This window comes from Acetobacter ghanensis (assembly GCF_001499675.1).
In the GTDB taxonomy this organism is placed as follows: domain Bacteria; phylum Pseudomonadota; class Alphaproteobacteria; order Acetobacterales; family Acetobacteraceae; genus Acetobacter; species Acetobacter ghanensis.
This window is the reverse complement of record NZ_LN609302.1, coordinates 2,074,652-2,100,898: the sequence shown is the minus strand read 5'-3', so window position 1 is coordinate 2,100,898 and position 26,247 is coordinate 2,074,652. Positions and strand designations below refer to the sequence as shown.

Annotated in this window: 17 protein-coding genes; 8 read left to right on the top strand and 9 right to left on the bottom strand. The window is 59.7% G+C overall.

Going from position 1 to position 26,247, the window contains the following annotated elements:
* Positions 1-88 precede the first annotated feature (88 nt).
* From AGA_RS09785 to AGA_RS09760, 7 genes are all read right to left on the bottom strand, one after another.
* Complete coding sequence (locus AGA_RS09785; protein ID WP_059024141.1) at positions 89-1,039, bottom strand: Tim44 domain-containing protein; 951 nt, start codon at positions 1,037-1,039, stop codon at positions 89-91.
* A gap of 24 nt (positions 1,040-1,063) precedes the next feature.
* The gene (locus tag AGA_RS09780; RefSeq protein WP_059024139.1) at positions 1,064-2,404 is read right to left on the bottom strand and encodes a TldD/PmbA family protein; all 1,341 of its coding nucleotides are present in this window, start codon (positions 2,402-2,404) and stop codon (positions 1,064-1,066) included.
* Entirely contained in the window at positions 2,401-3,666 is a 1,266-nt protein-coding gene (locus tag AGA_RS09775) for a M16 family metallopeptidase (RefSeq protein WP_059024137.1), read from the bottom strand. Before AGA_RS09775 ends, AGA_RS09780 begins: the two co-directional genes overlap by 4 nt.
* 63 nt (positions 3,667-3,729) lie before the next feature.
* Positions 3,730-4,326: a PALP domain-containing protein gene (locus tag AGA_RS14165; RefSeq protein WP_231945778.1), complete on the bottom strand. Its 597-nt coding sequence runs from the start codon at positions 4,324-4,326 to the stop codon at positions 3,730-3,732.
* On the bottom strand, positions 4,250-5,131 hold the full coding sequence (gene thrC, locus AGA_RS14160; protein WP_231945777.1) for a threonine synthase: 882 nt from the start codon (positions 5,129-5,131) through the stop codon (positions 4,250-4,252). Before thrC ends, AGA_RS14165 begins: the two co-directional genes overlap by 77 nt.
* A gap of 66 nt (positions 5,132-5,197) precedes the next feature.
* Complete coding sequence (locus AGA_RS09765) at positions 5,198-6,349, bottom strand: L-dopachrome tautomerase-related protein (RefSeq protein WP_083503686.1); 1,152 nt, start codon at positions 6,347-6,349, stop codon at positions 5,198-5,200.
* A gap of 147 nt (positions 6,350-6,496) precedes the next feature.
* Complete coding sequence (locus AGA_RS09760) at positions 6,497-8,002, bottom strand: carboxypeptidase M32 (RefSeq protein WP_059024808.1); 1,506 nt, start codon at positions 8,000-8,002, stop codon at positions 6,497-6,499.
* 105 nt (positions 8,003-8,107) lie between these two features.
* On the opposite strand from AGA_RS09760, the gene AGA_RS09755 reads away from it, so the two are divergent.
* Genes AGA_RS09755 through AGA_RS09745 form a run of 3 tightly spaced genes read left to right on the top strand, consistent with a single transcriptional unit; the run spans position 8,108 to position 15,705 of the window.
* Positions 8,108-9,997, top strand: coding sequence for a tetratricopeptide repeat protein (locus tag AGA_RS09755; protein WP_059024135.1), 1,890 nt, complete (start codon positions 8,108-8,110; stop codon positions 9,995-9,997).
* A gap of 46 nt (positions 9,998-10,043) precedes the next feature.
* Entirely contained in the window at positions 10,044-12,710 is a 2,667-nt protein-coding gene (mutS, locus tag AGA_RS09750) for a DNA mismatch repair protein MutS (protein ID WP_059024133.1), read from the top strand.
* A gap of 46 nt (positions 12,711-12,756) precedes the next feature.
* Positions 12,757-15,705 carry a [protein-PII] uridylyltransferase gene (locus tag AGA_RS09745; RefSeq protein ID WP_059024131.1) on the top strand — a complete coding sequence of 983 codons (2,949 nt, stop codon included), beginning with the start codon at positions 12,757-12,759 and terminating at the stop codon, positions 15,703-15,705.
* Here AGA_RS09745 and AGA_RS09740 read toward each other — a convergent pair.
* A complete protein-coding gene (locus AGA_RS09740) occupies positions 15,697-16,569 on the bottom strand; it encodes an NUDIX hydrolase (RefSeq protein ID WP_059024807.1) in 873 nt (290 codons plus the stop codon). The genes AGA_RS09745 and AGA_RS09740 overlap by 9 nt on opposite strands.
* Before the next feature lie 181 nt (positions 16,570-16,750).
* Between AGA_RS09740 and AGA_RS09735 the strand changes: the two genes are divergently transcribed.
* From AGA_RS09735 to fusA, 4 genes are all read left to right on the top strand, one after another.
* Positions 16,751-18,493: an ABCB family ABC transporter ATP-binding protein/permease gene (locus AGA_RS09735; protein WP_059024806.1), complete on the top strand. Its 1,743-nt coding sequence runs from the start codon at positions 16,751-16,753 to the stop codon at positions 18,491-18,493.
* A gap of 63 nt (positions 18,494-18,556) precedes the next feature.
* Positions 18,557-18,871, top strand: a complete 315-nt coding sequence (locus AGA_RS09730; protein WP_059024129.1) for a hypothetical protein — start codon at positions 18,557-18,559, stop codon at positions 18,869-18,871.
* Between the two features lie 118 nt (positions 18,872-18,989).
* Positions 18,990-19,295, top strand: a complete 306-nt coding sequence (gene rpmB / locus AGA_RS09725) for a 50S ribosomal protein L28 (RefSeq protein ID WP_059024128.1) — start codon at positions 18,990-18,992, stop codon at positions 19,293-19,295.
* 229 nt (positions 19,296-19,524) lie between these two features.
* Entirely contained in the window at positions 19,525-21,612 is a 2,088-nt protein-coding gene (gene fusA / locus AGA_RS09720) for an elongation factor G (RefSeq protein ID WP_059024126.1), read from the top strand.
* A gap of 332 nt (positions 21,613-21,944) precedes the next feature.
* Here fusA and AGA_RS09715 read toward each other — a convergent pair whose 3' ends face one another.
* Positions 21,945-24,743: a phosphoenolpyruvate carboxylase gene (locus tag AGA_RS09715; protein ID WP_059024124.1), complete on the bottom strand. Its 2,799-nt coding sequence runs from the start codon at positions 24,741-24,743 to the stop codon at positions 21,945-21,947.
* A gap of 75 nt (positions 24,744-24,818) precedes the next feature.
* Between AGA_RS09715 and AGA_RS09710 the strand changes: the two genes are divergently transcribed.
* On the top strand, positions 24,819-26,189 hold the full coding sequence (locus AGA_RS09710; RefSeq protein WP_231946131.1) for a DUF445 domain-containing protein: 1,371 nt from the start codon (positions 24,819-24,821) through the stop codon (positions 26,187-26,189).
* Positions 26,190-26,247 lie beyond the last annotated feature (58 nt).

Here is a 26,247-nt window from a genome sequence, read left to right as displayed (position 1 = left end):
CGTGCCTTCCATGTATTAAAAAAGCTCGCCACTCCAACTGGAATGGCGAGCTTTTTATTATGACCTGTTCGGCGGGGAGTGTGGCTATTCAGCGGGCCTGCTGAATAGCTGAGAGTAACCATCGGCCGCCGCGCGAGGGCCGAACAAAGGTCCAGACCTCTGTTACAGTGACAGGTGAGGTCGAACTGCCATCAATAACCTGCCCTGTAGCATTAGTGGTCAGATCTATCAGGCTGTAGCGCATGGCAACGCTGGCATAGTCCATGCCGTTTTCACGCCACGCTTCTGCCAGATCGCCCTGAAGGAAGCGTACGTCAGACACAACATTGCGCGCGCCCTGACTTGCCAACGCAGCGAGCTGTTCGTTGAAGTAGGAGACCATTTCCGGCGTTGCCATCTGCTGCATGGCCGGAATGTTCTGCTGGTTCCATGCGCTTTGGATATCCATCAGCGTCTGCTGGAAGGACTGATAATCTGCCGTGGTGATCTGGATCGGTGCTCCACCGGGGGAGGGAGAGGCCGGGGCCACACCGGGCATCCCCCCCGAGGGAGCCATGCCAAAGCTGTTGCCACCCGAGTTGCCTCGGCTAAAGCGGCGCACCAGCCACATAACAACCATAACAACCAAGGCAATCTGGACCATCAGCCCCAACAGGCTGAAGAAGCCGTGCATCCCCCCCATAAAGCCGTGTCCGCTCAACATGCCAAATAGCCCGGCTCCCAGAAAACCTCCGGCAAGACCGGTCAGGAATGGGTGGCGGTTAGGGTAGCCCATCGGGCGCGCAAAGGGTGCTCCCATCTGGGATGCGCCATAGCCCGGCGTTGCAGGTGAGGTCCGGGGCGTAATGGAGCGTTCCATGGGGGCTGTGCTGTACGGTGTTGTGCGCGTAACAGGGGGAGCACTCCATGTATGGCTGCCACGGCTTCCCATGGACCCGCCCTGACCGGGCCGGGCATCGGCCTGCATGGCCAATGGCCCAGCCAGTAGGCTGGCCCCTAGGAACGCACTCAGAACAGAACGCAGCAGACGTGATTTCACAGGCTTTTTGTCTCCGGCTAACAGTTACGCCCCAGCGGTATTCAGGGCATCTGTTCGTAATGTGGGGGCGTCAGTGCCAAAACGGAATACCAGATCGTTCGCCAATGTGATGGAAGCAAAAATTTCCAGCAGATTTCCCGCCAGAGTAAAGCCCGCCACAGGTTCGGCAATCTGGCCATTGCGAATCATAAAGCCGGAGGCGCCTCGGCTGTAATCCCCCGTTAGGCCATTAATGGAGGAACCCATCATTTCTGTAATGTAGAGGCCCTCTTTTATGTCCGCCATCAGCTCTGTAGGGCTGAGTGTTCCGGGTTCAAAAAACAGGTTGCTGGCAGATGGGCCGGGCGGGCTTGCCGTGCCTCGGGCTGCGCGGGCATTGCTTTGCAGGCCAAGCTGGCGTGCACTGCGGCTATCCAGAACCCAGTTTTGCAGAACGCCTCCCTGCACGAGGGAGAGGGGAGCAACTGCCATGCCTTCCCCATCAAATGGGCGGGACCGCAGACCCTTTGCGCGGGTTGGGTCGTCAGTAATACTGACTGTGTCAGCAAAAATGGGCTGCCCCATTTTGTCTTTGAGGAACGATGTTCCCCGCGCAATGGCGGTGCCTGTAATGGCTCCCACAAAATGGCCCAGAAAGCTCCCGGCAACGCGTGGGTCGAACACGACGGGGTAATGGCCAGTTTTCGGGCGGCCGGGGTTTAGCCGTGCAACGGCTTTTTGTCCGGCACTGTGGCCCAGTGTGGCTGCGTCTTTCAGGTCCTTAAGCCAGACGGTGCCGTGGTAGTCGTAATCACGCTGCATACCGTCACCCGTGCCTGCCAGAACGCAGACCGAGTTTGAATGGCTTGTACGGCTATAAGTCCCCGCAAATCCGGCGGACGTTGCCAGTGTAATGTCCGTGCGCCCCCAGGAGGCACTGCTGCCTGCGCTATTGGTCACACCTTTTATGGCTAGGGCAGCGTCTTCGCCCGCCTTGGCCCGCTCCAGCAGGGCGGCTGTATCGGGTTCGGCCGGGTCTGCCAGTTCCAGTTCGTTGGTCAGGACGGTGCCTTGCAACGCCCCCGGCGCAAGGCCTGCATACTGGTCATCGGGTAGAACACGGGCCATGGCCAGCGCCTGATCCACCAATGCGCCAAATTTAGCGCGGTCGGGGGTCGTGGTGGAGACAATGGCGTTCTTGCGGCCGACAAAGACCCTCAGACCCAGATCGGTTGTTTCCGAGCGTTCCAGTTCTTCTGTCACGCCGTTGCGTACACCGGCTCCAACAGCGGTGCTGCTGACAAAAACGGCATCTGCGGCATCGGCTCCGGCGGAGCGAGCGTGTTTGACCAGATCGGCAATAAGGTCGAGGGTCTGTTGCGTCATGCTGCCAGTGTCTCCTTGATGCTCTGCAGGGAAGGAATGTGGCCGATGGGGCCAAGGGCTGCAAGCGTGGGGGTGCCAGCAAAAATACGGGCTGCCGTCCGGCAGATGTCTTCCTGCGTTACAGCTTCTATCCGATCAACCGTTTCCTGCGTGGGGATAATACGGCCAAAAATCTGCAACTGCCGCGCAATCTGTTCGCACCGGCTGCCCGTGCTTTCCAACGACATGAGCAGGGAGGACTTGAGCTGCGCACGGGCGCGCGCCAGTTCATCCGCACTGACGGAAAGCTGAACCTTGCGAAGTTCTTCCAGCGTAACTGGAATAAGCTCCGCACATTCCTTTTCCCCCGTGCCAGCATAAATGCCAAACACGCCACCGCCTTCAAACGGTGCATTAAAGGAATAGACGGAATAGACCAGCCCGCGCTTTTCCCGGATTTCCTGAAACAGGCGGGAGGACATGCCACCACCTAGCAGGGTGGAAAGGATAAGAGCGGCATAATAGTCCGGGTCACGGTAACCGGTGGAAGGGAACCCGAGCACAATATGGGCCTGATCCAGGTCCTTGATCTGGCGGAATTCACCACCAGCATACTGTGCCGCGTCCATGACCGGGGCCTGTGTGGTCGGCAGATCGGCAAAGTGCCGTTCCACCTGCTGCACAACCTCATGGTGGTTCAGATTGCCAGCCGCCGCGACGACCATGTTGGACGGGTTGTAGTGCGTGCGCATGTAGGACATGAGCGTGTCCCGGCGCATATCCCGGATCAACCCTTCCGTGCCCAGAATGGGGCGGCCCATGGGCTGGTTGGGGAATGCTGTTTCCTGAAAATGGTCAAACACTACATCATCGGGGGTGTCGTTCGCCTGACCGATTTCTTGCAGGATCACGCCGCGTTCGCGTTCCAGTTCGGCTGCGTCAAATGTAGAATGGGTCAGAATATCGCCAATAATGTCGATCCCCAGCCCCATGTTTTCCTTGAGCAGCTTGACGTAAAAGACCGTCTGTTCGCGGGCGGTATAGGCATTTATGTGCCCGCCCACGTTCTCAATTTCTTCCGCAATTTGCAGGGCGGAGCGGCGGGCCGTGCCTTTGAAGGCCATGTGCTCCAGAAAATGGGAGACCCCATTTTCGGCCGCAGTTTCATTACGGGTTCCGGCAGAAACATAGGCACCGAAGGAAACAGTTTCCACACGGTCCATGCGTTCGGTCACAACAGTCAGGCCGGAGGGCAGTCGGGTCAGCTGGATGGGGTCTGTCATTCTCGTCCTGAAAAACAGCAGGGCTGCCTCGCGGGCAGCCCTGCAATGGGATAGGGTGTAGGATCAGCTGGCGTTGGACAGTACCGCCGCGCGAACCGCATCCTTTATGGCGTTTTCGGTCGCGGGGACTGTGCGGTAACGCTCTTCACGCTCAAACAGGTCAGCCAGATGGAGCGGCAGGGCGGGGTGAATACCCGTGGCTGCCACCATGGCGTCCGGGAATTTGGCTGGGTGAGCCGTGGCTTCCGCTACCATGGGAATACCCGGCTGGCGGAAGCGGCGGCCGGCGGCAATGCCAATGGCGCTGTGCGGGTCGGCCATATAGTTGGAACGTTGGTGCAGGGTACGGATTTCCGCCTCCGTCTGGGCATCATCCAGCGCCAGACCGGAGAACAGGGTTCGGGCGTTCTGCCAGACTTCCTCGGGCACATCCATGTGGCCTGTGCTGCGGAAGCCGGTCATGGTGCGCGCGCAGGCAGCTGCATCGCGGCCCAGCAGTTCGAACAGCAGGCGTTCGAAGTTGGAGGAAACCTGAATGTCCATGGAGGGGGAGAGGCTGGGCACAACCCCTTTGATGGTCATGTCATTGGCGTTGAGGAACCGGGTCAGAATATCGTTCCGATTGGACCCTACGCAGAGCTGGCGGATGGGCAGGCCCATTTTTGCGCGCGGCCCAAGCTGCCAGAATGTTGCCAAAGTTGCCCGTGGGGACAGCAAAGGAGACTTCACGCTCCGGTGCGCCCAGCGCAAGAGCTGCGTGCACATAGTAAGGAATCTGGGCGGCGATACGGGCCCAGTTGATGGAGTTGACGGCCGACAGGTGCATTTCCCGGCGGAAAGGAATATCCGCGAACAGGCCTTTGACCAGATCCTGACAGTCATCAAACGTGCCTTCAACCGCAAGGTTGGTCACGTTGGGTTCACGCACGGTGGTCATCTGCCTGCGCTGCACTTCCGACGTGCGGCCTTTGGGGTGCAGGATGATAACGGACAAGCGCTTGCGGCCACGGCAGGCCTCAATGGCGGCGGAGCCGGTATCGCCCGATGTTGCGCCCACAATGGTCACATGGTCGTCACGCTGGGTCAGCACATGTTCAAAAAGCTGGCCGAGCACCTGCATGGCCATGTCCTTGAACGCAAGGGTAGGGCCGTGGAACAGCTCCTGCACAAACAGCCCGTCTTCAACCTGTGTCAGCGGCACAATGGCCGGATGGTCAAAGCCCGCATAAGCCTTGGCACACAGGGTTTTGAGCGTTTCCTCATCAATATCCGGGGCTGCAAACCGGGCCAGAATACGTGCGGCCAGTTCCGGGTAGGGCAGGGCACGCATGGCCTGCCAGTCGGCCAGCGAAAATTCGGGCCACGTTTCGGGCAGGTACAGTCCGCCGTCTTCGGCAAGGCCTGTCAGCAGAACATCGGAAAAGGAAAGAACGGGAGCATTCCCGCGTGTGGAAATGTAGCGCATGAGGGCGTTTATATCCTGAATGACAGATGCCGCGAAGTGGCCTTGTACGATAAATTAAGGGTGTGCCTAGCCCGGCGGTGGCGTGGTTGGCAGGGTTAGCTCATAAATGGTGATGGGCCATGTAATGGAAGCTGCGGGGGCGCCAAAAGCCGTGCTGTGGTCAATCTGGCTGGCGGAAACAAACAGATGGCCGTGCCCGTCCAGCCCGGGGGTTGTGGGCCATTGCAGGCGTGGATCTGTTATCAGTCTGCGCGGAACACGCCCGGTTGTGTAGCTGAGGATACTGGAAGTTGTGATGTCGGACCAGTACAGAGTTCCGTCATTATCAATGGTCATACCGCCCAGTGAGGGGGTTTTGAACCACTGTGTCACGCTTTCTTCAAACGCGGCGGGGGTTATATCCGGGTCCGTGAAGATGGAGGTGGAGACGCGGGAGAGGTATTGCCCCGGAGCCTGAAGCACAAGCCATGATCCATCGGGGCTGACGGCAATCATGCTGGCGTCAACCGCGGCATAACGCCCGGTGTTGTCCCGTACAGGGCCGTTGGGCGTGACAATGGGGCGGCTGGCGATAAGGTCCGGGTGGTGGTCTAAAAAGCGCTGTGCCTTGGCGGATGCCGTGTCGATCACCAAGAGTCCGGCTACCCCGGAATCCGGCACGTAGGCAGTGTTCCCATGCACGGCAATGCCGGAGAGGATGCTCCCCTGCCGCAGGGCGCTGGCTTCCACCGGCACCACTCTGAGCACGGTGCCTTCGGTCGGGTCAATTTCAATCAGCTTGGGGGCGGCTACGGGGGGCTGTTTGCGGTTGGGTACGCCGCTATCCAACACCCAGATGTGCCCATCTGCTGTTCTGGTCAGCCCACCAAGGGCGACAAAGCGGGTGTTTACATCCCCCTCGGTAGCGTTCCATGCCGCGTTGGGCCACGGTTCCAGTTGCCCATTGGTGTTGCGCACAAAAAGCTGCGGGCCTGTATTACCCACCCATGCCGGGGCTTCCAGCAGCATACGTCCATCCGGCAGAGGGAGAATGGCATCCCATATCTGAGAGTTGGACTGCATGAAGGGCTGGAGCGCGTTGGCTGGCAGTTCCGCCACCTTGGGCATGTGCAGCGCCCATGAGGGGGGCGCCCCTAGTGGCAGCGCCAGCACGGTTGCCAGCAGGCCAAAAGTTGCGCGGCGGCGGAGGGAAAGCGGACGAAAAAAAGACAGGGTCATGCGCGCAGGCATCCGGTTGATGAGGCTTCAGGCATAAAAGTGTGGCCTGAGTTTCCGCCCGATGGCGAGGCCACACAAACGCCTTCTGCGCAGGGCGGCCGTGCCGTGGAACTGGAGGCGGGCAGGTTGGTCGGTGCCAAAGGCAGATCAGGCATCAGGTGCGCGCTCAAGGTAACGGCGGCGGATGTGGGTCAGGTAGGCGGTGGCATCCAGCGGTTTGCCGGTCGCATCCTGCACAATCTGCGGCATGGTGGCGCTGCGGGCGCGGCCATGCACGTTCTGGCGCAGCCAGGCCAGAAGGGGCGCAAAGTCTCCCTGACCAATGGCGGGCATAATGGCCGGGTTGGCCGTGCAGGCGGCGTTGCGCAACTGTGCCGCCGTCATGGCGCCAAGGGCATAACAGGGAAAGTAGCCGAATAGCCCGGCAGGCCAGTGAATATCCTGCAAACAACCGCGCCGGTCATCTGGGACATGTAGCCCCAGCAGGGCGTGCAGGCGCTCGTTAAACGCGGCAGGCAGGTCAGCCAGTGCCAGATCACCGGATATCAGGGCTTTTTCCAGCTCGTAACGGACAAGAATATGGGCAGGGTATGTGACTTCATCTGCATCAACGCGGATAAAGCCGGGTTCAACATGTGTTAGATGCCGGTGCAGGCTGGCGGCATCCCAGCCTGCGGTTCCGTCGGCTACGTCAAACGCTGCGCGGACCTGCGGGGCCAGCCAGTTTGTAAAGGTAAGGGAGCGGCAGAACTGCATTTCCATCAGCAGGGACTGGCTCTCATGCAGTGTCATACCGCCGGACTGGCCAACAGGTTGACTGGCCCATTCGGCCGGGAGGCCCATTTCGTACAGGGCGTGGCCTGTCTCGTGTAGCACGCCCATCATGGCGGGAATAAAGTCGCTTTCTACATACCGTGTGGTCAGGCGTACGTCATGCGTGGCGCCACCGCAGAATGGGTGCGCGCTAACGTCCAGCCTGCCGCGCGTTACGTCAAAACCCATCCGCTGCATCAGGCGGCGTCCAAGGGCTTCCTGCCGGGCAATGGGGAATGGGCCTGTGGGGGCTGGCGTGTCGGGCAGGCTGCTCTGCTTGTCTATGACTGCGCCAATCAGTTCCGGCAGGTCTGCGGCCAGAGCTGTAAAAATAGGGTCAATATCGGCCTGCCGCGTGCCGGGGTCGAAGGAATCCAGCAGGGCATCATAAACATTCAGCCCCATGGCCTCGCCCGTGGCCACAGCTGTTTCTTTGGTCAGGCGCAGGACCTCGGCCAGATGCGGTTCCAGACTTTTAAAGTCACTTTCTTCCCGCGCAGTCCGCCAGGCCATCTCACAGCGGGAGGTGGCCTGTGCGCTGGCTTCCACCAGTTCACCCGGCAGGGCGGTGGCCTGTATGTGCTGCCGGCGCATCTGTTCCAGATTGGCGGCGCGCCATACGTCATCACCCGCATCGGCTTCGGCCAGAAGGTCGGCCATGACCGGCGCGGTCAGAATTTCGTGTCGCAGGCCTTCAAGCATGGCCAGATTTTCCGCCCGGCGCTCCGCTGCGCCAGAGGGCATCATGACTTCCTTGTCCCACCCCAGAATACCAAGGGCATCGTTGAGGGAGGACAGGCGCGCAAAGTGGCGTTCGAGGGAAAGATAGGCTTTATTCATGCGGGTCATGGTACAGCATCATGCAGGCGGACGAAAAGTATCTGATCGTGCAATGGCACGTCTTAATACGGGGTTTTGCTGCAAAACGAGGGTGCTACAGGTCGCATGGATGGTAAAAAAGAAGCGCCCGCCAGCGTGTTGCCCCCGGCCGAGGCGGCATTGGCTCTGCTGGCGCAAGGGGATGCGGAACAGGCCGAATCCCTTTTGCGCGCACATCTGCGGTTGAATCCGAAGGATGCGCAGGGCTGGCACGCCATGGCGTGTGTTGCGCGGGCAGGCGGTAACGCCACGGCGGCGGTCGCTTTGGCGGGTCGGGCGGTCGCGCTGGCACCAGAACCGTTTTTTCATATCACGCTAGCTCTGGCGTTACTGGAGCTGGGGCATGTGGAGCAGGCTCGGGCAGCAGCCAATGTGGCCGTGCTGTCCACGCCAACCGACCCTCGTGCGCATGATGCCATGGCACGCATTATGGAGCAGATGGGGCGGTTGCCTGATGCCGAACGGGCATTGAAAAAAGCACTCTCCCTACGTCCACTGGAGCTGGAGCGGCATATGGCGCTCGCCGCTTTTCTGGCGCGTTGTGGCCGGGTGGCGGAGGCCGTAACTGTTTCAGCCCGTGCCGTTGCGCTAGAGGGGAATGCCGTTATGGCGCACAACCTCCATGCCATGATTTTGGAACAGGCGGGGCGCATGGCACAGGCTGAGCCGCATTTTGGTGTCGTGGCACGCGCTATGCCAGATAACCCCCAAGCGCTGGCAAACCACGGTGCAGCCCTGTTTGCTCAACATCGGTATGAGGAAGCGGAAAATATTTTGCACGCTTCCGCCACACTGGCCCCGGATGTGGCGGAAACCCGCACCAACCTTGGGCTGGTTCTGATGGCGCAGGGCAGGCTGCATGGGGCCGAGCGGGAGTTGGGGGCCGCCTACAGGTTAAGAGAGCAGGATGCCCGTCTTGCCCTCAATTACGGTACGGTTTTGCAGGACCTTGGGCGCACGCAGGAGGCCGAAGTTCTGTTCAAACAGGCCATGCAGCGGGCTACCACTGTGCAGGACAAGGCGCGGGCTACGCTGGACCTTGCCAGCCTTTGCCTGTCGCTCGGTCGGTTTGTGGAAGGCTGGGCGCTGTTTGAAGCCCGCAGGGACCTGCTGCCCCCACCTGTTGGCGTGTCCTCCCTGCCTGAGTGGGACGGGGATGTTACAGCAAAAACCGTGCTGCTTTATGCCGAGCAGGGGCTGGGCGATAGTTTGCAGTTCCTGCGCTACGTTGGGCTGGCAGCGCAAAAGGCGCGGATTATGCTGCTGGTGCCAGAGGCCCTGCGCAGCTTTGTAAATTGCCCGCTGCCTGTGTGGTCCGGGCGCGTCCAGCTATGCACGCCCGCACAGGTGGGCGAGGCGGAGGTTTGTTGCAGTCTGTTAAGCCTGCCCCACAGGCTGGGTGTGGTGAAGCCGTTTGCATGGCAACCGGATACGGCTCTTTTTGCAGAGCACATCATGCCGGGCAGGAAGGCAGAATTGCGTGTGGGGCTGTGCTGGGCGGGCAACCCGCGTTACCAGTTTGACCGACGGCGCTCCATTGCACCAGCATTGCTTGCTCCGCTGGCGGGGGTGAAAGGCGTGCGTTTTCAGGCTCTGCAACCCTCTGCGGATTTGTTGGAAGTGCCGATGCCCATAGCTCCTCTGCCGGAAGGGGATTTGCTGGCAACAGCAAAGCTGGTGGCCGGGCTGGATGTGGTGGTGAGCGTGGATACCATGGTCGTGCATCTGGCAGGCTTACTGGGTAAGCCCACCCTTCTGCTAGACCGGTATGGGGGGGACTGGCGCTGGGCGCGTGGCTCTATTGCTCAGGCTCAGCCAGCCGGTGCGCTTGCGCGCAGTTTGTGGTACCCATCGGTGCAGATCGTTCGGCAGCCTGCTCCGGTTGAGGAAAAACCCAGCTGGCAGCACCCACTCGCAGTTGCCGCGCATTGGCTGGCGCAGGCGGCAGAAGAGTAAAGGGGCGGGCTGTTGCTCCCACACAATGTAGCTTTATGATGCAGGCATGACACGTATCTCTCCCGATGGCGCCACTCCAGCTATGGCGCAGTGGTTCACACTCAAGGCGGAAAACCCCGAAGCCCTTCTGTTCTTCCGGATGGGTGATTTTTACGAACTGTTTTTTGATGACGCCACAGCCGCCGCGGCTGCGCTGGATATTGCCCTGACAGCCCGAGGCAACCACGGTGGCGAGCCCATACCTATGTGTGGCGTGCCGGTTGCTGCGGCTCCAGCCTATCTTTCCCGCCTTATCCGGCGCGGGTTCCGGGTGGCGGTGGCAGAGCAGACAGAGACGCCCCGCAAGGGTAGGCCCGCCAGCAAAGGGCCGTTGGCACGCGGCATTGTGCGGGTGGTAACACCGGGAACCCTGACAGAGGATGAACTGCTGGAGCCGGGGCGGTCCAACCTGCTGCTGGCCCTGGTCTGGCTGGAGAGCGCTACCAAAGGGAAGCGCAGGAAGGACGAAGCAGGCGAAGTCGTGCAGCAGCTTGGAGCCGCGTGGATTGATGTGTCCACCGGCCTGTTTGAGACGGCCAGCCTGCCGACCAAAGCCCTGCCAGCCCTGCTTGGGCGTCTGGACCCGGCGGAAATTCTGGCGACATCAAACGTGGAGTTGGGGGACTACGAGGGCAGGCGCGCGCCAGAGGCCACATTGCCAGCGCCCGGCACCGCCCGGCAGCGGCTGGCTACCGCCTTTGATGTGGCGAGTATTGAAGCCTTTGGCACGTTTTCGGACGAGGAAAGTTTGGCAGCGGCCATGGCGGTGGACTATGTGCGCCGCAGTCAGGCAGGCAAGCTGCCCCGTCTGGCGCACCCCATCCCTCAAAGTCAGAGCGGGGTTCTGGGCATAGACCCGGCCACTCGCGCCAGTCTGGACATTTTACGGGCGCGGGACGGAGGGGTGGAACACACCCTGTTTACGGCTATCAATCGCACGGTCAGTGCCGCTGGGGCGCGAATGCTGGCGGAATGGCTGGCTTCTCCGCTCACTGAGGTGGACGCTATTGCCGCCCGGCAGGATGGCTGGTGGTGGCTCAAGGACCATGCCGCCCGGTGCGCAGCACTGCGTGAGGCGCTGAAGAAGGCCCCAGACATAGCCCGTGCGCTGGGTAGGCTCTCCCTCGGGCGGGGGCTCCCGCGGGATATGGCAGGCATACGTGACGGGCTGAGGGCCGCACGGGAAGCCGCACGTATTCTGGCGCAGCCGGAAGCCGCCTCTCAGGGCGTGCTGCCAACCCTCCTGACCCATGCCGTAGGCTGGTTGGGTGCAGCACAGGCGCTGGAAGCCGAATTGCAAAAAGCACTAGCCGAGGAACTCCCCGCCCGTCTGGACGATGGCGGTGTGATTGCCGAAGGGTATGATGCGGAGCTGGATGAATATCGGACATTGCGGGATAATTCCCGCCGTCTGATTGCTGCTTTGCAGACGGATTATGCAACCCGCTTTGGGGTGCCCAACCTCAAGATCCGTCACCATGCCCAGCTTGGTTACGTTATGGAGGTGCCGGTAGCCGCCAGTGCGCGGCTCAAGGACAACCCGGACCTTATTCTGCGGCAGGGCACGGCCAGCACGGCCCGGTTTGCTACGGAAGAGCTGGCCAGCCTGAACGTGCGTATTACGGAGGCGGCAGAAAAAGCAGCCCAGCGCGAAAAGCTGGTTTTTGCGGAACTGACCGCCAAGGTGCTGGCGGAGCGTGAACTGCCCGAACTGGCACAGGCTCTGGCTGTGCTGGACGTGTTGCAGTCCTGTGCGTCTCTGGCCACGGGTGGCACATGGTGCAGGCCGGAGGTGAGTGATGACACGGCCTTCCATCTGGAAGGGTGCCGCCACCCTGTGGTGGAGGCAGCCCTGCCTCCGGGCGCGCGCTTTACCCCCAATGGCTGCGTGCTGGCGCCCGAACGGCGCGTTATGCTGCTAACCGGGCCAAACATGGCTGGTAAATCCACTTTTCTGCGGCAGACGGCTCTGGCCGTCATTCTGGCTCAGGGCGGTTTTCCCGTAGCGGCGGACCGGGCGCAGATTGGTGTTGTGGATCAGCTTTTCTCCCGCGTGGGGGCATCGGACGATCTGGCGCGCGGGCGCTCCACCTTTATGGTGGAAATGACCGAAACAGCCGCCATCCTCAATCAGGCTGGCCCAAGATCACTTGTGGTGGTGGATGAAATCGGGCGTGGCACGGCAACGCTGGACGGGCTGGCCATTGCATGGTCCGTGCTGGAGGCTCTGCATTCAACGGTGCGCTGTCGTGCAATTTTTGCAACCCACTTCCACGAACTCTCCCGTCTGGTCGATACGCTTCCCCGTTTGTGCCTGCATACAATGGCCGTGCGGGAGTGGCGTGGGCAGATTGTTTTCCTGCACGAAGTGCTTGCAGGATCAGCAAAAAAAAGCTGGGGTGTGCATGTGGCGCGTCTGGCTGGCGTGCCTGTGGCCGTGGTGGAGCGGGCCGGTCGGCTGCTGCGGGAACTTGAACGTGCTGAAAATACCATACCCGAACCGCTACCGCTTTTTGACACACAGAAGACATTACCCCCACCATGCGAAAATACGCTAAAGAAACGATTGATGGAGATTGACCCGGACAGTCTGACCCCAAGGGCCGCGTTGGATATTCTGTACGATCTGCACAAGCAGGCCGGGCAGGAGACAGACCAGCCCGCCAGTAGCTGATTCCGCCTAATTCCCGATCACCCTCAGGAGCTGAACCCGTAACCCTATGCCCACCTCTTCCGCACAGCCTGCCGCCGGGCAGCAGACCGACATGTCCGTTCTGGCAACCCTGACGCCTGAAGCCCTTGCCGCGTGCCTGACGCGGGAGCTCAGAGACGCCACGCCTGACGATGCGGCCATCCCTGAGCGGGATGAGGCCGTTGCCATTTTCCGTCGGCATCTGGGGCGTTACCAAGCGGACATACGCAAGCGTTTTGAGCAGTATGAACTCAAGGGAGCTGCTGCAGCCAAGACTCTTGCATCCTTTGCTGATGTGATGCTGCGCGCCATTGTTGATCTGGCGGTAAGGGCAACCACACCGGATGAATCTGCCGTTCTGGTCGGGCGGTCCGGTTTTGCCGTTGCGGCAACCGGGGGGTACGGGCGCGGATTGCTGGCTCCGTTCAGCGATATTGATCTGCTGTTCCTGATTGCGGAAGGTGCCGGGGAGCGGGCGCACCCTGTGGTCGAATACGTGTTGTATTTCCTGTGGGATCTGGGCGTTAAGGTCGGGCACGCCACACGCACGATTGAGGAATGTATTGCCGAGGCGTCCAAGGATACAACGGTCCGTACGGCGCTGCTGGATGCGCGGCTGCTGGAAGGGGACACGGCTCTATTCGCCATGTTCGAGGCTCGTTACATCCTCTCCTGCGTGGAGGCGGGAGCCGCGGGCTTTATCCACGACAAACGGCGTGAGCGGCTGGAGCGGCACCGCCGGTTTGGGGATAGCCCCTATCTGGTCGAGCCCAACATCAAGGAAGGGCGCGGTGGCCTGCGGGACCTGCAAACCCTGTACTGGATGTGCCGCAACACCTTTGGCACACGCCATGTGCGGGATCTGCTTGCCCCCGAATTTATATGGATGGGCCTGTTAACGGAGCAGGAGGCAGCCCGCGCCCGTCGCTCGTGGGACTTCCTGTGGACCGTGCGTCTGCATCTGCACTACGTGGCAGGCCGGGCGGAAGAGCGCCTTACGTTTGATATGCAGCCAGTTATTGGCGCGCGCATGGGCTATACCCGCCATGGACGCCAGAACGGCGTTGAGCGGTTTATGCGCCACTACTTCCTGACCGCGCGGGAGGTCATGCGTCTGACCCACGTGCTCGAACCTGCCGTGCTACGGCAGGCGCAGGGGCCGGTCGCCAATGCGGCCAAGCCGGACGAGGCCATGCGTGAGGCCGGGTTTACTCTGCTGGATGGCCAGATTCTGCCTGATCGGGGCGTATCTTTCGATCAGGACCCCATTAAAATGATGCAGATTCTGGATTGGGCACGCATACGCCGTCGTCCGCTGCATCCTCTGGCGCGGCACCAGCTTATCCGGTGGGAGCGGCGCGCCATTACATTGCGCGACAACCCCGAAGCCGCACGGATCTTTTTGGATCTGCTGTGTGGAGATACATCGGAGGAGGAGCGTCCGCGCAGGCGTGCTGGGGCCGTTGCCGCCCCTCCGGCTGCGGAAGAAAATACCCCTGTGTACTCCGCAGCCTACGGTAGTCACCCGCCATCGGGCCATTCCTACTGGCTGCATATTCTGAACGAGACGGGGATTTTTGGCCGCCTTATCCCCGACTGGGCCCGTATTGTCGGGCAGATGCAGTTTGATACCTACCATGTGTTCACAGTGGATGAGCACACGGTGGAAGCCATTCGTATTCTGGACGAAGTGGCCGCCGGGCGTATGGCGGACGAAATTCCCATTGCTTATGAGCTGATCAAAGGGCTGCATTCGCGTCGTGCGCTGTATATGGCCGTGCTGCTGCATGATGTGGCGAAGGGGCGTGGTGGGGATCATTCGGAAATCGGGGCTGAAATTGCCGCTGAGCTCTGCCCCCGCCTAGGCATGTCGGGCGAGGAGACGGAAACGGTTTCGTGGCTGGTCCTGCACCACCTCCTGCTCAGCCACACGGCTTTCCAGCGGGATATTGACGACCCCAAAACCATTCTGGACGTTGCAGATATTGTGCAGTCGCCCGAACGGCTGCGCCTTTTGCTGCTGCTGACCATTGTGGACATGCGCGCCGTAAGCTCGCGCGTATGGAATGCGTGGAAGGCCACGTTGCTGCGCGAGCTGTATCTACGTGTGGCGGAAGTTCTGGCCGGTGGCTTGTCCACCACAGAGCGGGACGTGCGTGTACGCCATGCCAAGGATGTAACAGCCGAAATTCTGGGTGAAGAAGGCGTGCCACCGCGTGACATCGAGCACTTTCTGGGGCTGGGGTATGCAGGGTATTGGCTGTCGTTCGATTATGAGACGCATAGCCGCCACGCCCGCCTGATCCGCGATGCCGATGCACGCAAGGCACCGCTGACGGTTGAAGTTCTGCCTCTGCCCGCGCGCGGTGTAACAGAAGTCACCGTTTATACGGTGGACGTGCCGGGCCTGTTCTCCAAGATCGCGGGGGCGCTGGCACTGGCCGGGGCGTCCATTGTGGATGCGCGCATTCATACCATGACCCACGGCATGGCGCTGGATACCTTCTGGATTCAGGACACATCAGGGCAGGCTTATGAGGAAACGCATCGTCTGGCGCGCCTGACATCGCTGATTGAGCAGGGATTGAGCGGGCACCTGGATATTGGGGCGGAAATAGCCCGGGCGGGCTTTGGCCACATGCCGCTGCGTATGCGGGCCATTCATGTTCCGCCACGCGTGGTGGTGGATAATGGTGTGTCCAACACCTACACGGTGATCGAGGTTAACGGCCGCGACCGGCCCGGCCTGCTGCATGACGTAACGGCCGCCATGAGCCGCGAGAACCTTCAGATCGCTTCTGCCCATATCACCACCTACGGCGTGCGGGCAGTGGATGTGTTTTACGTTAAGGACCTGTTCGGGCTGAAAATTACGGACAAGAAGCGGCTGGAAGAAATCCGTGAACGTCTGCTGGCCGGGCTGAAAGAGGCGGAGGCCGAAGCCAACGCCTGTGCCGATGCCCGGTATTCAGCCTGAAACACTGCTTCGGCCGGGGCTGGCGGGGGAAAGCCCCTTGTCCAGCCCGGTCCGCAGGGTCATGCCTTCCGCGCTGGTTGGGTCAATTAGCCCTGTGCGCAAGAACAGGTCGATCAGCACCAGATTGACGTTGAACTTGAATTCATCCGTATCACGCACAATGCGGTAGGCTTCCGCCAACGGCAGAAGGGCAAAGGATTCAACCTCGCCATCCGCAGCCTTCGGCTCAAAACTTTCAGGCAGGTACAGGTCGTAGCAGTACAGAATGTCGCGGCGTAGCCCTTCTGGCCGGTCCAGCGCGTAAACAAGGCGCCCGGATTGCACGGCCTGCTCAGCCAGATCGGCAGGAATGCTGGCCTCCTCCGCTGCTTCCTTAATCAGCGCCTCCCGCGGGGTATGGCCTGCTGGCATACCGCCTGCAACCAGATGGTCTAGTTTGGAGGGGTCCAGTCGCTTGTTGGCAGCCCGGCGGCCCGTCCACAGGTAAAGTCCATCAGCCTTACGCACCAGCCCGTTCATATGCACGCCTGTGGCGACAAACCCGAACAGGGGGAGGGCGCCACGGTCAATACGCCCGACAATAGGCCTGTCCATATCCGGATAGACGTCAAAAAGTTCGTGGTGGGATTTGTAAAACCCTTCCTGCGCCAGAGTTTCTCCCAAGGCTTCAAGGTCGGCGGGGTTAGGTATGTCAAACCCTTTGGTGGGTGTGCCAAAGCCTGCCTTTTCCATACGGGCAAACAGTTCTGGCGTCAGCCAGCCGGAGGGAGTCCCCCCAAGGGCAAGCGGGGCGCGTCCTCCCGGAAGAGTGGCAGTGTTGCAGTTTTTCAGGTGGCGGAGGAACGGGCTTGCATCGGAGGGCATAAGGGCAATGGTCCTGTCTTGCTGTGCCAAAACACGACTGTTGTTATCGGGGCATAAAACAGGCATGGCAAGGTGCCGGGGGGTTGCAAAAACCGTCTGACGTGTCACATCCGGAAGCATGTCCCGCCGTAGAGCAGTGTCAGGCCCACTTAACAGGCCGGTTTCCTATACCTTTGCCCGTTTGCTGCCATATCTGTGGCCGCAGGAAAACAGAGGACTGCGCTGGCGTGTTGTGCTGGTGCTGGTGGTTCTTGTTGCAGGTGAACTGGCCACGCTGGCTGTGCCCATTGTGTACAGCCAGGTCGTGGACCGGTTTGTGCATCCCCATAGCTTGGGGATGGCTCCGGCTTTGCTGATTGTTGGTTACGGGCTGGTACGCCTTGTGTCTGGCGCGCTGACTAACCTGAGGGATTCCCTGTTTGCGCCTGTACGGTTCAGGGTGGCGCGGCAGGCGGCCTATCGCAGCTTCCAGCATATGCACCGCCTCTCCCTGCGCTTTCATCTGGACAGGCGCACGGGTGGGGTAACGCGGGCCATAGAGCGTGGGACCGAGGCGGTGGAAACGCTGCTGCGGATGCTGATGTCCATCTCTCCCACCATTTTGCAGGCGTTGCTGGTTATGGTGGTGATCTGGCGGCTGTTTAACTGGACTTATGTGGGCATGATTGCGCTGATGATCGTGACCTACATTGTGTTTACGGTCCGCTTTACGTCATGGCGGCTGGGTATTCGCCGCCGCATGAACGAGACCAACAGCGAGGCATCCGGCCGGGCGCTGGACAGCCTGCTGAATTATGAAACTGTAAAATATTTTGGCAATGAGGAGCACGAAGCCAGACGCTACGATAATGCACAAGCCCGGTATGAAAAAGCCGCCATGAAGACCCAGTACTCGCTGGGGCTGCTCAACTTCGGTCAGGCTGCCATTATTGCCATATCTCTGGCGGCTATCATGCTGCTTGGCGGGCATGATGTGGAAACGGGGCGGATTACGGTGGGTGAGTTTGTTATGGTCAACACCTACCTGCTCCAGCTTTATGGGCCGCTCAATTTTCTGGGGTCCGTATATTCAGGAATCCGCACGGCACTGGTGGATCTGGAGCATATGCTGAGCCTGACGGAGGAGAGCGTGGAGGTGGCCGATCCGCCCAATCCGCTCCCTATAGCAACAAGGCTGGCAGAGTCCGCTCCTGCGCGGGTTGCGTTCCGTGACGTGCATTTTGGTTACCGTCCCGACCGGGAAATTCTGCATGGTGTCAGCTTTGATGTTCTGCCCGGCCACAAGATTGCCATTGTGGGCAGTACCGGGGCCGGTAAATCGACCATAAGTCGTCTGCTGTTTCGTTTTTACGATACGTGGTCGGGGGCTGTGCTGGTCGATGGGCATGACGTGCGCGCATACCGGCAGGCAGACCTCAGGGCGGCCATAGGTGTAGTCCCGCAGGATACCGTGCTGTTTAACGACAGCATAGGCTACAACATAGCCTATGGCCGTTTGGGGGCATCTCCGGCACAGGTGGAGGAAGCGGCCCGTCTGGCCCAGATACATGATTTTATCATGACCTTGCCCGAAGGGTATGAAACGCAGGTGGGGGAACGGGGGTTAAAGCTTTCAGGTGGGGAAAAGCAGAGGGTCGCCATAGCCCGCACGATTTTGAAAGACCCACGCGTTCTTGTGCTTGACGAGGCTACCAGCGCGTTGGACACACATACGGAAAAAGAAATTCAGGCTGCCCTCAAGACTGTTTCGGCGCGGCGGACCACCCTTGTTATCGCCCATCGACTGTCCACCATTGTGGATGCGGACGAAATTCTGGTCATGGGGCAGGGGCTGATAGTGGAACGCGGCACACACGCCGATTTGTTGGCCGCACAGGGCCAGTACGCGGCCATGTGGGCTGCACAGGCCACGGGGGAGGCCTGACCAGTAGGTCGTTGCCATCCTGCCGAATCCGGCGGATGTTGCAAAAAACGAAGGAGTAAAAACATGGCGGATACGCACGCACACGCCACGCCAGAGGCAGAAAATGCAACCGGCGCAGGCGCACGGCCAGAAGTGCCCGAAGACCTCGCCCGGTGTGCAATGGTGATCGAACACGCCATTGACCACCTGCGGAGCGAAAAGTTCCCGCCACTGGCTGTGGCCTCGGCATTGCTTGGCGGATCGCTGGGTGTCATGGCGCGCAGCATGGACAAGGAGACCATTCTGCGCATTCTCGACTCTGCCGCACAAAGCGTGCGTTCGGGCGATGTTCATGCCTCTGTCATGGCCGATGGTGGTGATGAAAGCGAGAAAGCCTAAGCTCAACCCTTGACTGGAAGCGATGGCTAAGTCATAAGCCGCGCCAATCCTGAATGTGGTCGCCGGGCATTTGTCTCGGCCCTCTAGTTCCTTTTTTGTTTAAGACAAGGATGAGACAATGTCCCGTCGTTGCCAGATCACCGGCAAAGGCGTGCTGACCGGAAACAACGTCAGTCATGCCAACAACAAGTCCCGTCGTCGCTTTCTGCCCAACCTGCAGGAAGCTTCCCTGACGTCCGAAATTCTGGGCTCCGCTGTCCGTATGCGTGTTAGCACGCGCGGCCTGCGCACCATTGAGCACAATGGTGGTCTGGATGCATTCCTGCTGAGCACGCCTAACCGCAAGCTCCCCACGGAAGCACAGGTCATCAAGCGCCGCGTGCTGCGCGTGCAGGCCAAGAAGCAGGCCGCCGCTGGCGCCTGATTCAGGGCTTTGTTTATCCGTATGGACCGGGGGCTGGCACATTAGGTGACAGAGCCCGGTTTCTGCGGTTCAGGCGTCTGCCTTTTCTTGTCAGGCGCTTCTGTCTATCGGCCGGTGTCCGGCAGCCGGCTTCCTGAAGAAATATTTTTTCAGGTGGCATTTACGGCGTTCGGCGGCCACAGGCGCGAGGGTTTTCCTGTCGCGCCTTACCTGTTTTCTGGAGGTTTTCGTGTCCGCCACATCTGATCTGTCCAAGATCCGTAATATCGGTATCACCGCGCATATTGACGCTGGTAAGACAACCACGACCGAACGCATTCTGTACTACACCGGCGTGTCCCATAAGATTGGTGAAGTGCACGAAGGCAACACCACCACGGACTACATGGCGCAGGAACGTGAGCGTGGTATTACCATCACCTCCGCCGCCGTGACCTGTGACTGGAAAGATCACCGGATCAACATCATCGACACCCCCGGACACATCGACTTCAATATCGAAGTGAACCGTTCGCTGCGTGTGCTCGATGGCGCCGTGTTCATTATTGAAGGTGTGGCCGGTGTTCAGCCGCAGTCCGAAACCAACTGGCGTCTGGCTGACCGCTACAACGTGCCCCGCCTTATCTTCATCAACAAGCTCGACCGTACTGGCGCTGACTTCTACCGTGCATTCGACACGCTGAAGGAAAAGCTGGACATCGTTGCTATTCCCCTGCAGCTGCCGATTGGTGCGGAAGACCAGTTCCTCGGCGTTGTCGATCTGGTGGAAATGAAGGCCATCATCTGGGAAGGTGGTGAACTGGGCGCGAAGTTCCACGACGAAGAAATTCCTGCCGACCTGAAGGAAAAGGCTGCAGAAGCACGCCAGAACCTGCTGGATACGGCCCTGGCAGTTGATGAAGCCGCCATGGAAGAATACTTCGAAAAGGGTGACGTTTCCGTCGAAACCCTGAAGCGCTGCATCAAAAAAGGTGCCATTTCCGGCGAGTTCCGTCCGGTTCTGTGTGGTACGGCCTTTAAGAACAAGGGTGTGCAGCCGCTGCTCGATGGGATCATCGACTACCTGCCCGCTCCGAACGACGTTGAAGGTATTCGTTGCGCTCCGCCGGAAGGTGAAGAAGAAAACGAAGCCGCTCAGCCCATCCTGCCGGTTGACCCCAACGGCAAGTTTGCTGGTCTGGCGTTCAAGATCATCAACGACAAATACGGCACGCTGACCTTTGTTCGCGTCTATCGTGGCGTTCTCAAGACCGGTGACACCGTTCTGAACACCACCAAGGGCCACAAGGAACGTATTGGTCGTATCTACCAGATGCACGCTGACAAGCGCGTTGAACTGAGCGAAGTTCATGCTGGTGATATTGCTGCCTTTGTTGGTCTGAAAGACTCCCAGACGGGTGATACGCTGGCCGATCCTGCCGATCCGGTTGTTCTGGAACGTATGTCCTTCCCGGTTCCGGTTATCGACATTTCTGTTGAGCCGAAAACCAAGGACGCAGTGGAAAAGATGACGCTGGCCCTGCAGAAGCTGGCTGGTGAAGATCCCTCCCTGCAGCTCAAGACCGATCAGGAAACGGGTCAGACCATTCTGTCCGGTATGGGTGAACTGCATCTGGACATCATTATCGACCGTCTGCGTCGTGAATATGGTGTGGATGCAAACGTGGGTGCGCCTCAGGTTGCATACCGCGAAACCATCTCCAAGCCGCACACGGAAACCTACACCCACAAGAAGCAGTCTGGTGGTTCCGGTCAGTTCGCAGAAGTGAAGATTGCCTTTGAACCGGTTGAACGGAACGAAGGTATTACGTTTGAGAACAAGGTTGTCGGTGGTACCGTTCCGAAGGAATATATTCCTGCGGTTGAAAAAGGTATCCGCATGCAGGCTTCCACGGGTGTGCTGGCTGGGTTCCCCACGGTGGACTTTAAGTTCACGCTGCTCGACGGTAAGTACCATGACGTTGACTCGTCCGCTCTGGCGTTCGAAATCGCGGCTAAGGCTTGCTTCCGTGACGGTATGAAGAACGCTGGTCCGGTTATTCTGGAACCGATCATGGACGTGGAAATCACTACCCCGAACGATCACGTTGGTGACGTTGTGGGTGACCTGAACCGTCGTCGTGGTATGATCCAGAGTCAGGAAACCTCGGGTTCCACGGTTATGGTGCGTGCACATGTGCCGCTGAAGGAAATGTTTGGTTACATTTCTCATCTGCGTTCCATGACGAAGGGTCGTGCATCCTTCACCATGCAGTTCCATCACTACGATCCGGTGCCGCGCAACGTGGCAGACGAGATTATGGCACAGTCCAAATAAGTCTTTCAGCTTTAGGGTTGAAAAGAACATTAAGGCCGCTTTCCTTCGGGGAAGCGGCTTTTTTGTTGTGCATCCTGCCAGATTGCGTTGCGCAAGCCAGAGCCAGAGCCAGAGCCAGAGCCAGAGCCAGAGCCAGAGCCAGAGCCAGAGCCAGAGCCAGAGCCAGAGCCAGAGCCAGAGCCAGAGCACTACAGCTTATTTTTTTGATGGGGAGGGAAAGGAAGGGCTGTTGAATACAGCGCTTCCTTTCTGTTTTTATTGGTGGCGTTTTCGCCAGTCAGTCTGGCGGCAAATGTGTGGAGTATCCGCCGCCAGCGGAAGATCGGAGGTAATTAACCAAATGCTCCGATATCGTGCATAAGCGCGACGCTGATCTCGCGCAGGAGTTCAAACATTTCGCCCATAGGGGTGAAGATGTCCCGGTGCTCACGCACGTAAATGCCTTCCTCACGCGGCCCTCGGGGTTCATGAAAATCCAGATCTGATGGTCCCGTGCCGGTGGGGAAAATATGCTTCATTTCCTTTAGGACGGTTGGAATATCCAGACACAGGATATGCTGCATCATCATTTCGTGGTTGAAGCCCCCACGCGGCATGAAGAATGGAATGCGACATGCCAGCAGCCAGATTCGTTCGATCAGCATAATGCGTATGGCATGAAGCAGGCGAATGCGCGGTTCCGTACGGGGGGCGTGTTGCCATGCCTCGCGCAGGGCAAGGTGGTCTGCCTGAATGCGGCGGAACATGGTGTGCAATTCGGCTGAAAGGTTCAGGCGCTCAAGGTCACCCATAATGGCCAGAAAAGCTTTCTGCTTCTGGGGAGAAGTTTCCTCCGAAGCGCGGTCCAGCCAGAAGCCGGGGTCCAGCATGCACACAACACTTTTGAGCACCTTGTCATCCGAGCAGGCAAGAGCATGGCGGGCAAAGTCCAACGCACGATGAAAGCGCGGGCTGGAGGTGTTCAGTGTTTCAAATGTTTCTGGGTGCCGCTGGACGGCAGCTCCAAGGCCCTGCAACGTATTGGCGCACCAGCCTAACTGCTGAAGAATGGCATTGTTGGGAATGGCCCGGAGCTGGCTGGGGTGCGTAATCCGGCTGCGCGTTGCGGCCTCGGCGCTCTGGCGGGCTGGGGGGCGCGACCCTGTACGGTCGATAAGGGCCGGGCCAAAAGCACCCAGCAGAGCCGCATAGCCGGGGTCTGCGACCAGACCTTTCATAGTGTCGATCACGCTGGAGAAAAAGTCGGCCGAAAAGTCCGGGTGGTCGTAAATCGGGTCGCTTTTCTGCTGGTCGCTCAGGAACAGGTTTTCAGCAATGGTTGCCAGTGTGGCGGTTGCCAGTTCGGGGCTGCCAAACAGCAGGTAGCCGTCTCCTCCCTGAAAAGCGGTTTCCTCACGGCAGTGGATGCCGCTGCTTGCAAAACGTTTCCGCACATGGGCGGGGGAGAGGTAGTCCAGCCGGTCAGCCATGCGGAACGGGTGGGCACCCCGACCAATGCTCTCGCCATGCGTATCAAAGAACACGACTTCCACATCGGTCAGTTCCCAACGCACCAGCAGGTCATGAATGCGCAGGCGCAGGCGTTCGATCTGGTAGGAGGCGGCAAGCTGGCCGATATAGCGCCCCGAATCCGAATAGCCGAACTGGAAGCATATCCGGCCCATGCGGCGCACATAATCCCGCCATGCAGAGGAGCGGAGAGCTTCCTCAACGATGTGTTCCCCTTTGACCAGAGCATCCTCGGTTTCGAACAGGGGAGAAATTTCAATACGGTCCGCAACGCCAAAGTAGGTGGCAATCCACAGTGCGGCCAGCAGGGTGTAGCCTGTTTCGGTTTCCGCAATCAGAAAGCGCACAGGGGTTGCGGAATCCACGTATTTGACAATCTGGGCGATGGTCATCATCAGGCGCCCGGCAGAGGAGGGGTCGCTCAGAAGGGCTCCAAAGTCCACCGGTACGGGCGTAACCGCGTCCAGCGCCTCGTTAACACGGTTGAGCAGGGCGCGGCGCTGGGCCAGATTGGTCGGGTCGTCCAGAAGGTTCAGCTTCTGGCGGACAAAGTTATGGATCTGGCTGGCGTTGAGCCGCACATGCGTGTGGGCCAATCCAAGGCCGTGGGCCATAAACCCAGCACGGGCTACGGCGAGTGGCACCTGCGCAGAAGGCGGTGCAGCATCTATGGCGGCCTGCAATAGGTCGTTCAGGTCCGATGCTGCGCTCAGGGCGGTTTTGCGCCCGTTAACCATCAGTTCCGCAAAGCGGGCTACGGCTTGCCCGTCCGAAGGACCAGCGGGCACAGCGCTGATCTGTTCCTTAACGCAGTCTATGGCCCGATGCAGCGTATTGCTCAGGTCGGGGGCCAGAATTCCTTCATGGGCAATCTGGCGCTCCAGCCGCATAAGCTGGAAAAGCTTCATGCGTAAACGCAGGCGTAGCGTATCCCACCACCCGATATCCGTCCGTCCGTCCGTATCGTAACCAACCCAACTGGTGGCAATGACAGGGCAGGGGGAGAGCGTGCTCCATTGGTCGGGCCATGTGTTCTGGGCCGTGGTCAACAGAGCCACATTCAACTGGTCTATGGCGTCCCGCGCGCGGGTAATAGCTTGGGACGCCAGAGTAAATTCTTCTTCCAGCGTTGGGGGCGCAGCGCGGCGGTGTGTTGTAAAAAATGGTGCCGTTTCAGGCGGGACTTCCTGCGAGGCGCTTGTTGCCAGAGCATCATAAACCGGGTTGCTCAGGGCAAAGGTCGGATGGGCCGTAAAAACAGCCGCAAAACGGATGGAAGACACAAGCTGGCGATACGCCTCAAACGAGGAGGCAGGCAGATCAGCGCAGATCTGCTCGGCAACATGGCGCAGTTTGTCCTGCGCTGTATCCAGTGCGGCGCCTCCTACGTAGCGGTGCAGGCGGCGTGAGCGGCTCAGAAAGGCCTCATCGCGCAGGGTGTGCACCAGTTGGGTCACATCCTCAAACGTAATGGCCCCACTTTCCACCGCATCGCTCAGGCGCAGGGCCGTGCCCATAACGGGGTTGGTGCCCTCAGCCGGAGTTCCGGCAGACGACGTGTTGGCAATGGAGGCGAGCACGCTGCCGATGCGAGGAGGAAGGGAAGAAAAATCCGTGTTCATGCGCGCTCTATATCCTTGCGGATTGAATCGGAAAAGAAACAAAACGGTAGGGTAATAATTTATGTGCAGCTTTCCATGTCTGCTTTCTGTGCGCAACCGCCTCACGCACACTTGGGGTGGGGCGGGTGGAGTGCTATTCATACCTGCATGACAGCGCATACCGATAAGGAAGGGGACATCGCCGCCCGGCAGGCACTTCGGCGATACCAGAATGCAGCCACAGGCCTGCTGGTGGTTATGGGAGGGGTGACGGTTCTGGGCTATGCCGCCCCTGCCGCCGGCTGGGTAGAGGATGGCTTTTTTCTGGAAATGCTGCGCGCCGGTGCACGTGCGGGTGTTGTGGGCGGGGTAGCGGACTGGTTTGCTGTGGTCGCCCTGTTCCGCCACCCTTTGGGGCTGCCCATTCCACACACGGCCATATTGCCTGCGCAAAAGGACCGGCTTGCCCGTGCCCTTGGGCGGTTTGTGGCCAGTCAGGTCTTTACAGCCAAAGAGGTGGAGTGCGTCCTCTCCAAGGTGGATGTTCCGGGGTTTATAGCTAACATGCTGGAGGACCCGGCCACGCAGGATGCGGTGGTGGGGGCCATGGCCCGGTCCATGCCGCAGCTTCTGGATAGGCTGGAAGATGGCCGGGCCAGTAACGCCATTGGTCGGATTATACCCGGTTTGCTGGGGGGGAGTGACCTCTCGCCCGTTATCGCCAAAGCCTTGCGGAGCCTTGTGGATGATGACCGGCATCAGGAGGTGCTCTCCTACTTTCTGAGTCAGCTCAAGGATGGCCTCAAGGCCAAGGAAGGCGCCCTGCGGGATATGATTGAGGACCGTGTGCGCGAGCAGGGCGGGCGTATTCTGGGGTGGGCGATTGGTGGGTCCATCGCCACCAAGGTGCTGACGGCTGCCGCGCAGGAGTTGGACCGAATCGATCCGGAAAATTCCAGTCTGCGTGAAGGCTTTACCAGTTGGGTCAGACTCCAGATCGACCGCATAGAAACAGACCCCGAACGCGGCCGGGAGTTTACGCAGGCTGTAACATCCGTCTTGTCGCACGAAAGTGTTGTGAGCTGGTGGGCGGATATCTGGCTCCGGTTTCGTCGCATGGTGGAGGCCGATGTGGAAGACCCGCAGGGCCGCACGGCGAACCTGTTGCGTGATGTGCTGACCCGCATGGCAGGGCAACTGCGGAATGATGACGTGCTGCGCCAGCGCATAGTGGCACGGGTTGATGGCACAATAGGCAAGGCCTTGCCGTTTGTGCGCGAGCAGATGTCCGAGTTTATTGCCCGCGTCGTTTCTGGCTGGAATGCAGTGGAAATTGCGGAAAAGCTGGAGCTACGCGTGGGTAAGGACCTCCAGTTCATTCGCTTTAACGGCACCTTGGTGGGGTTTGCCGTGGGGGCGCTTCTGTTTGCTGTTCTTAGACTGACCTTCGGTATTAACGCGCAGTAAGGCACAGCCGCCTTGCTGGGTGCATGGCACTTGAGCGGATATGGAAGAGCTTGTGCCG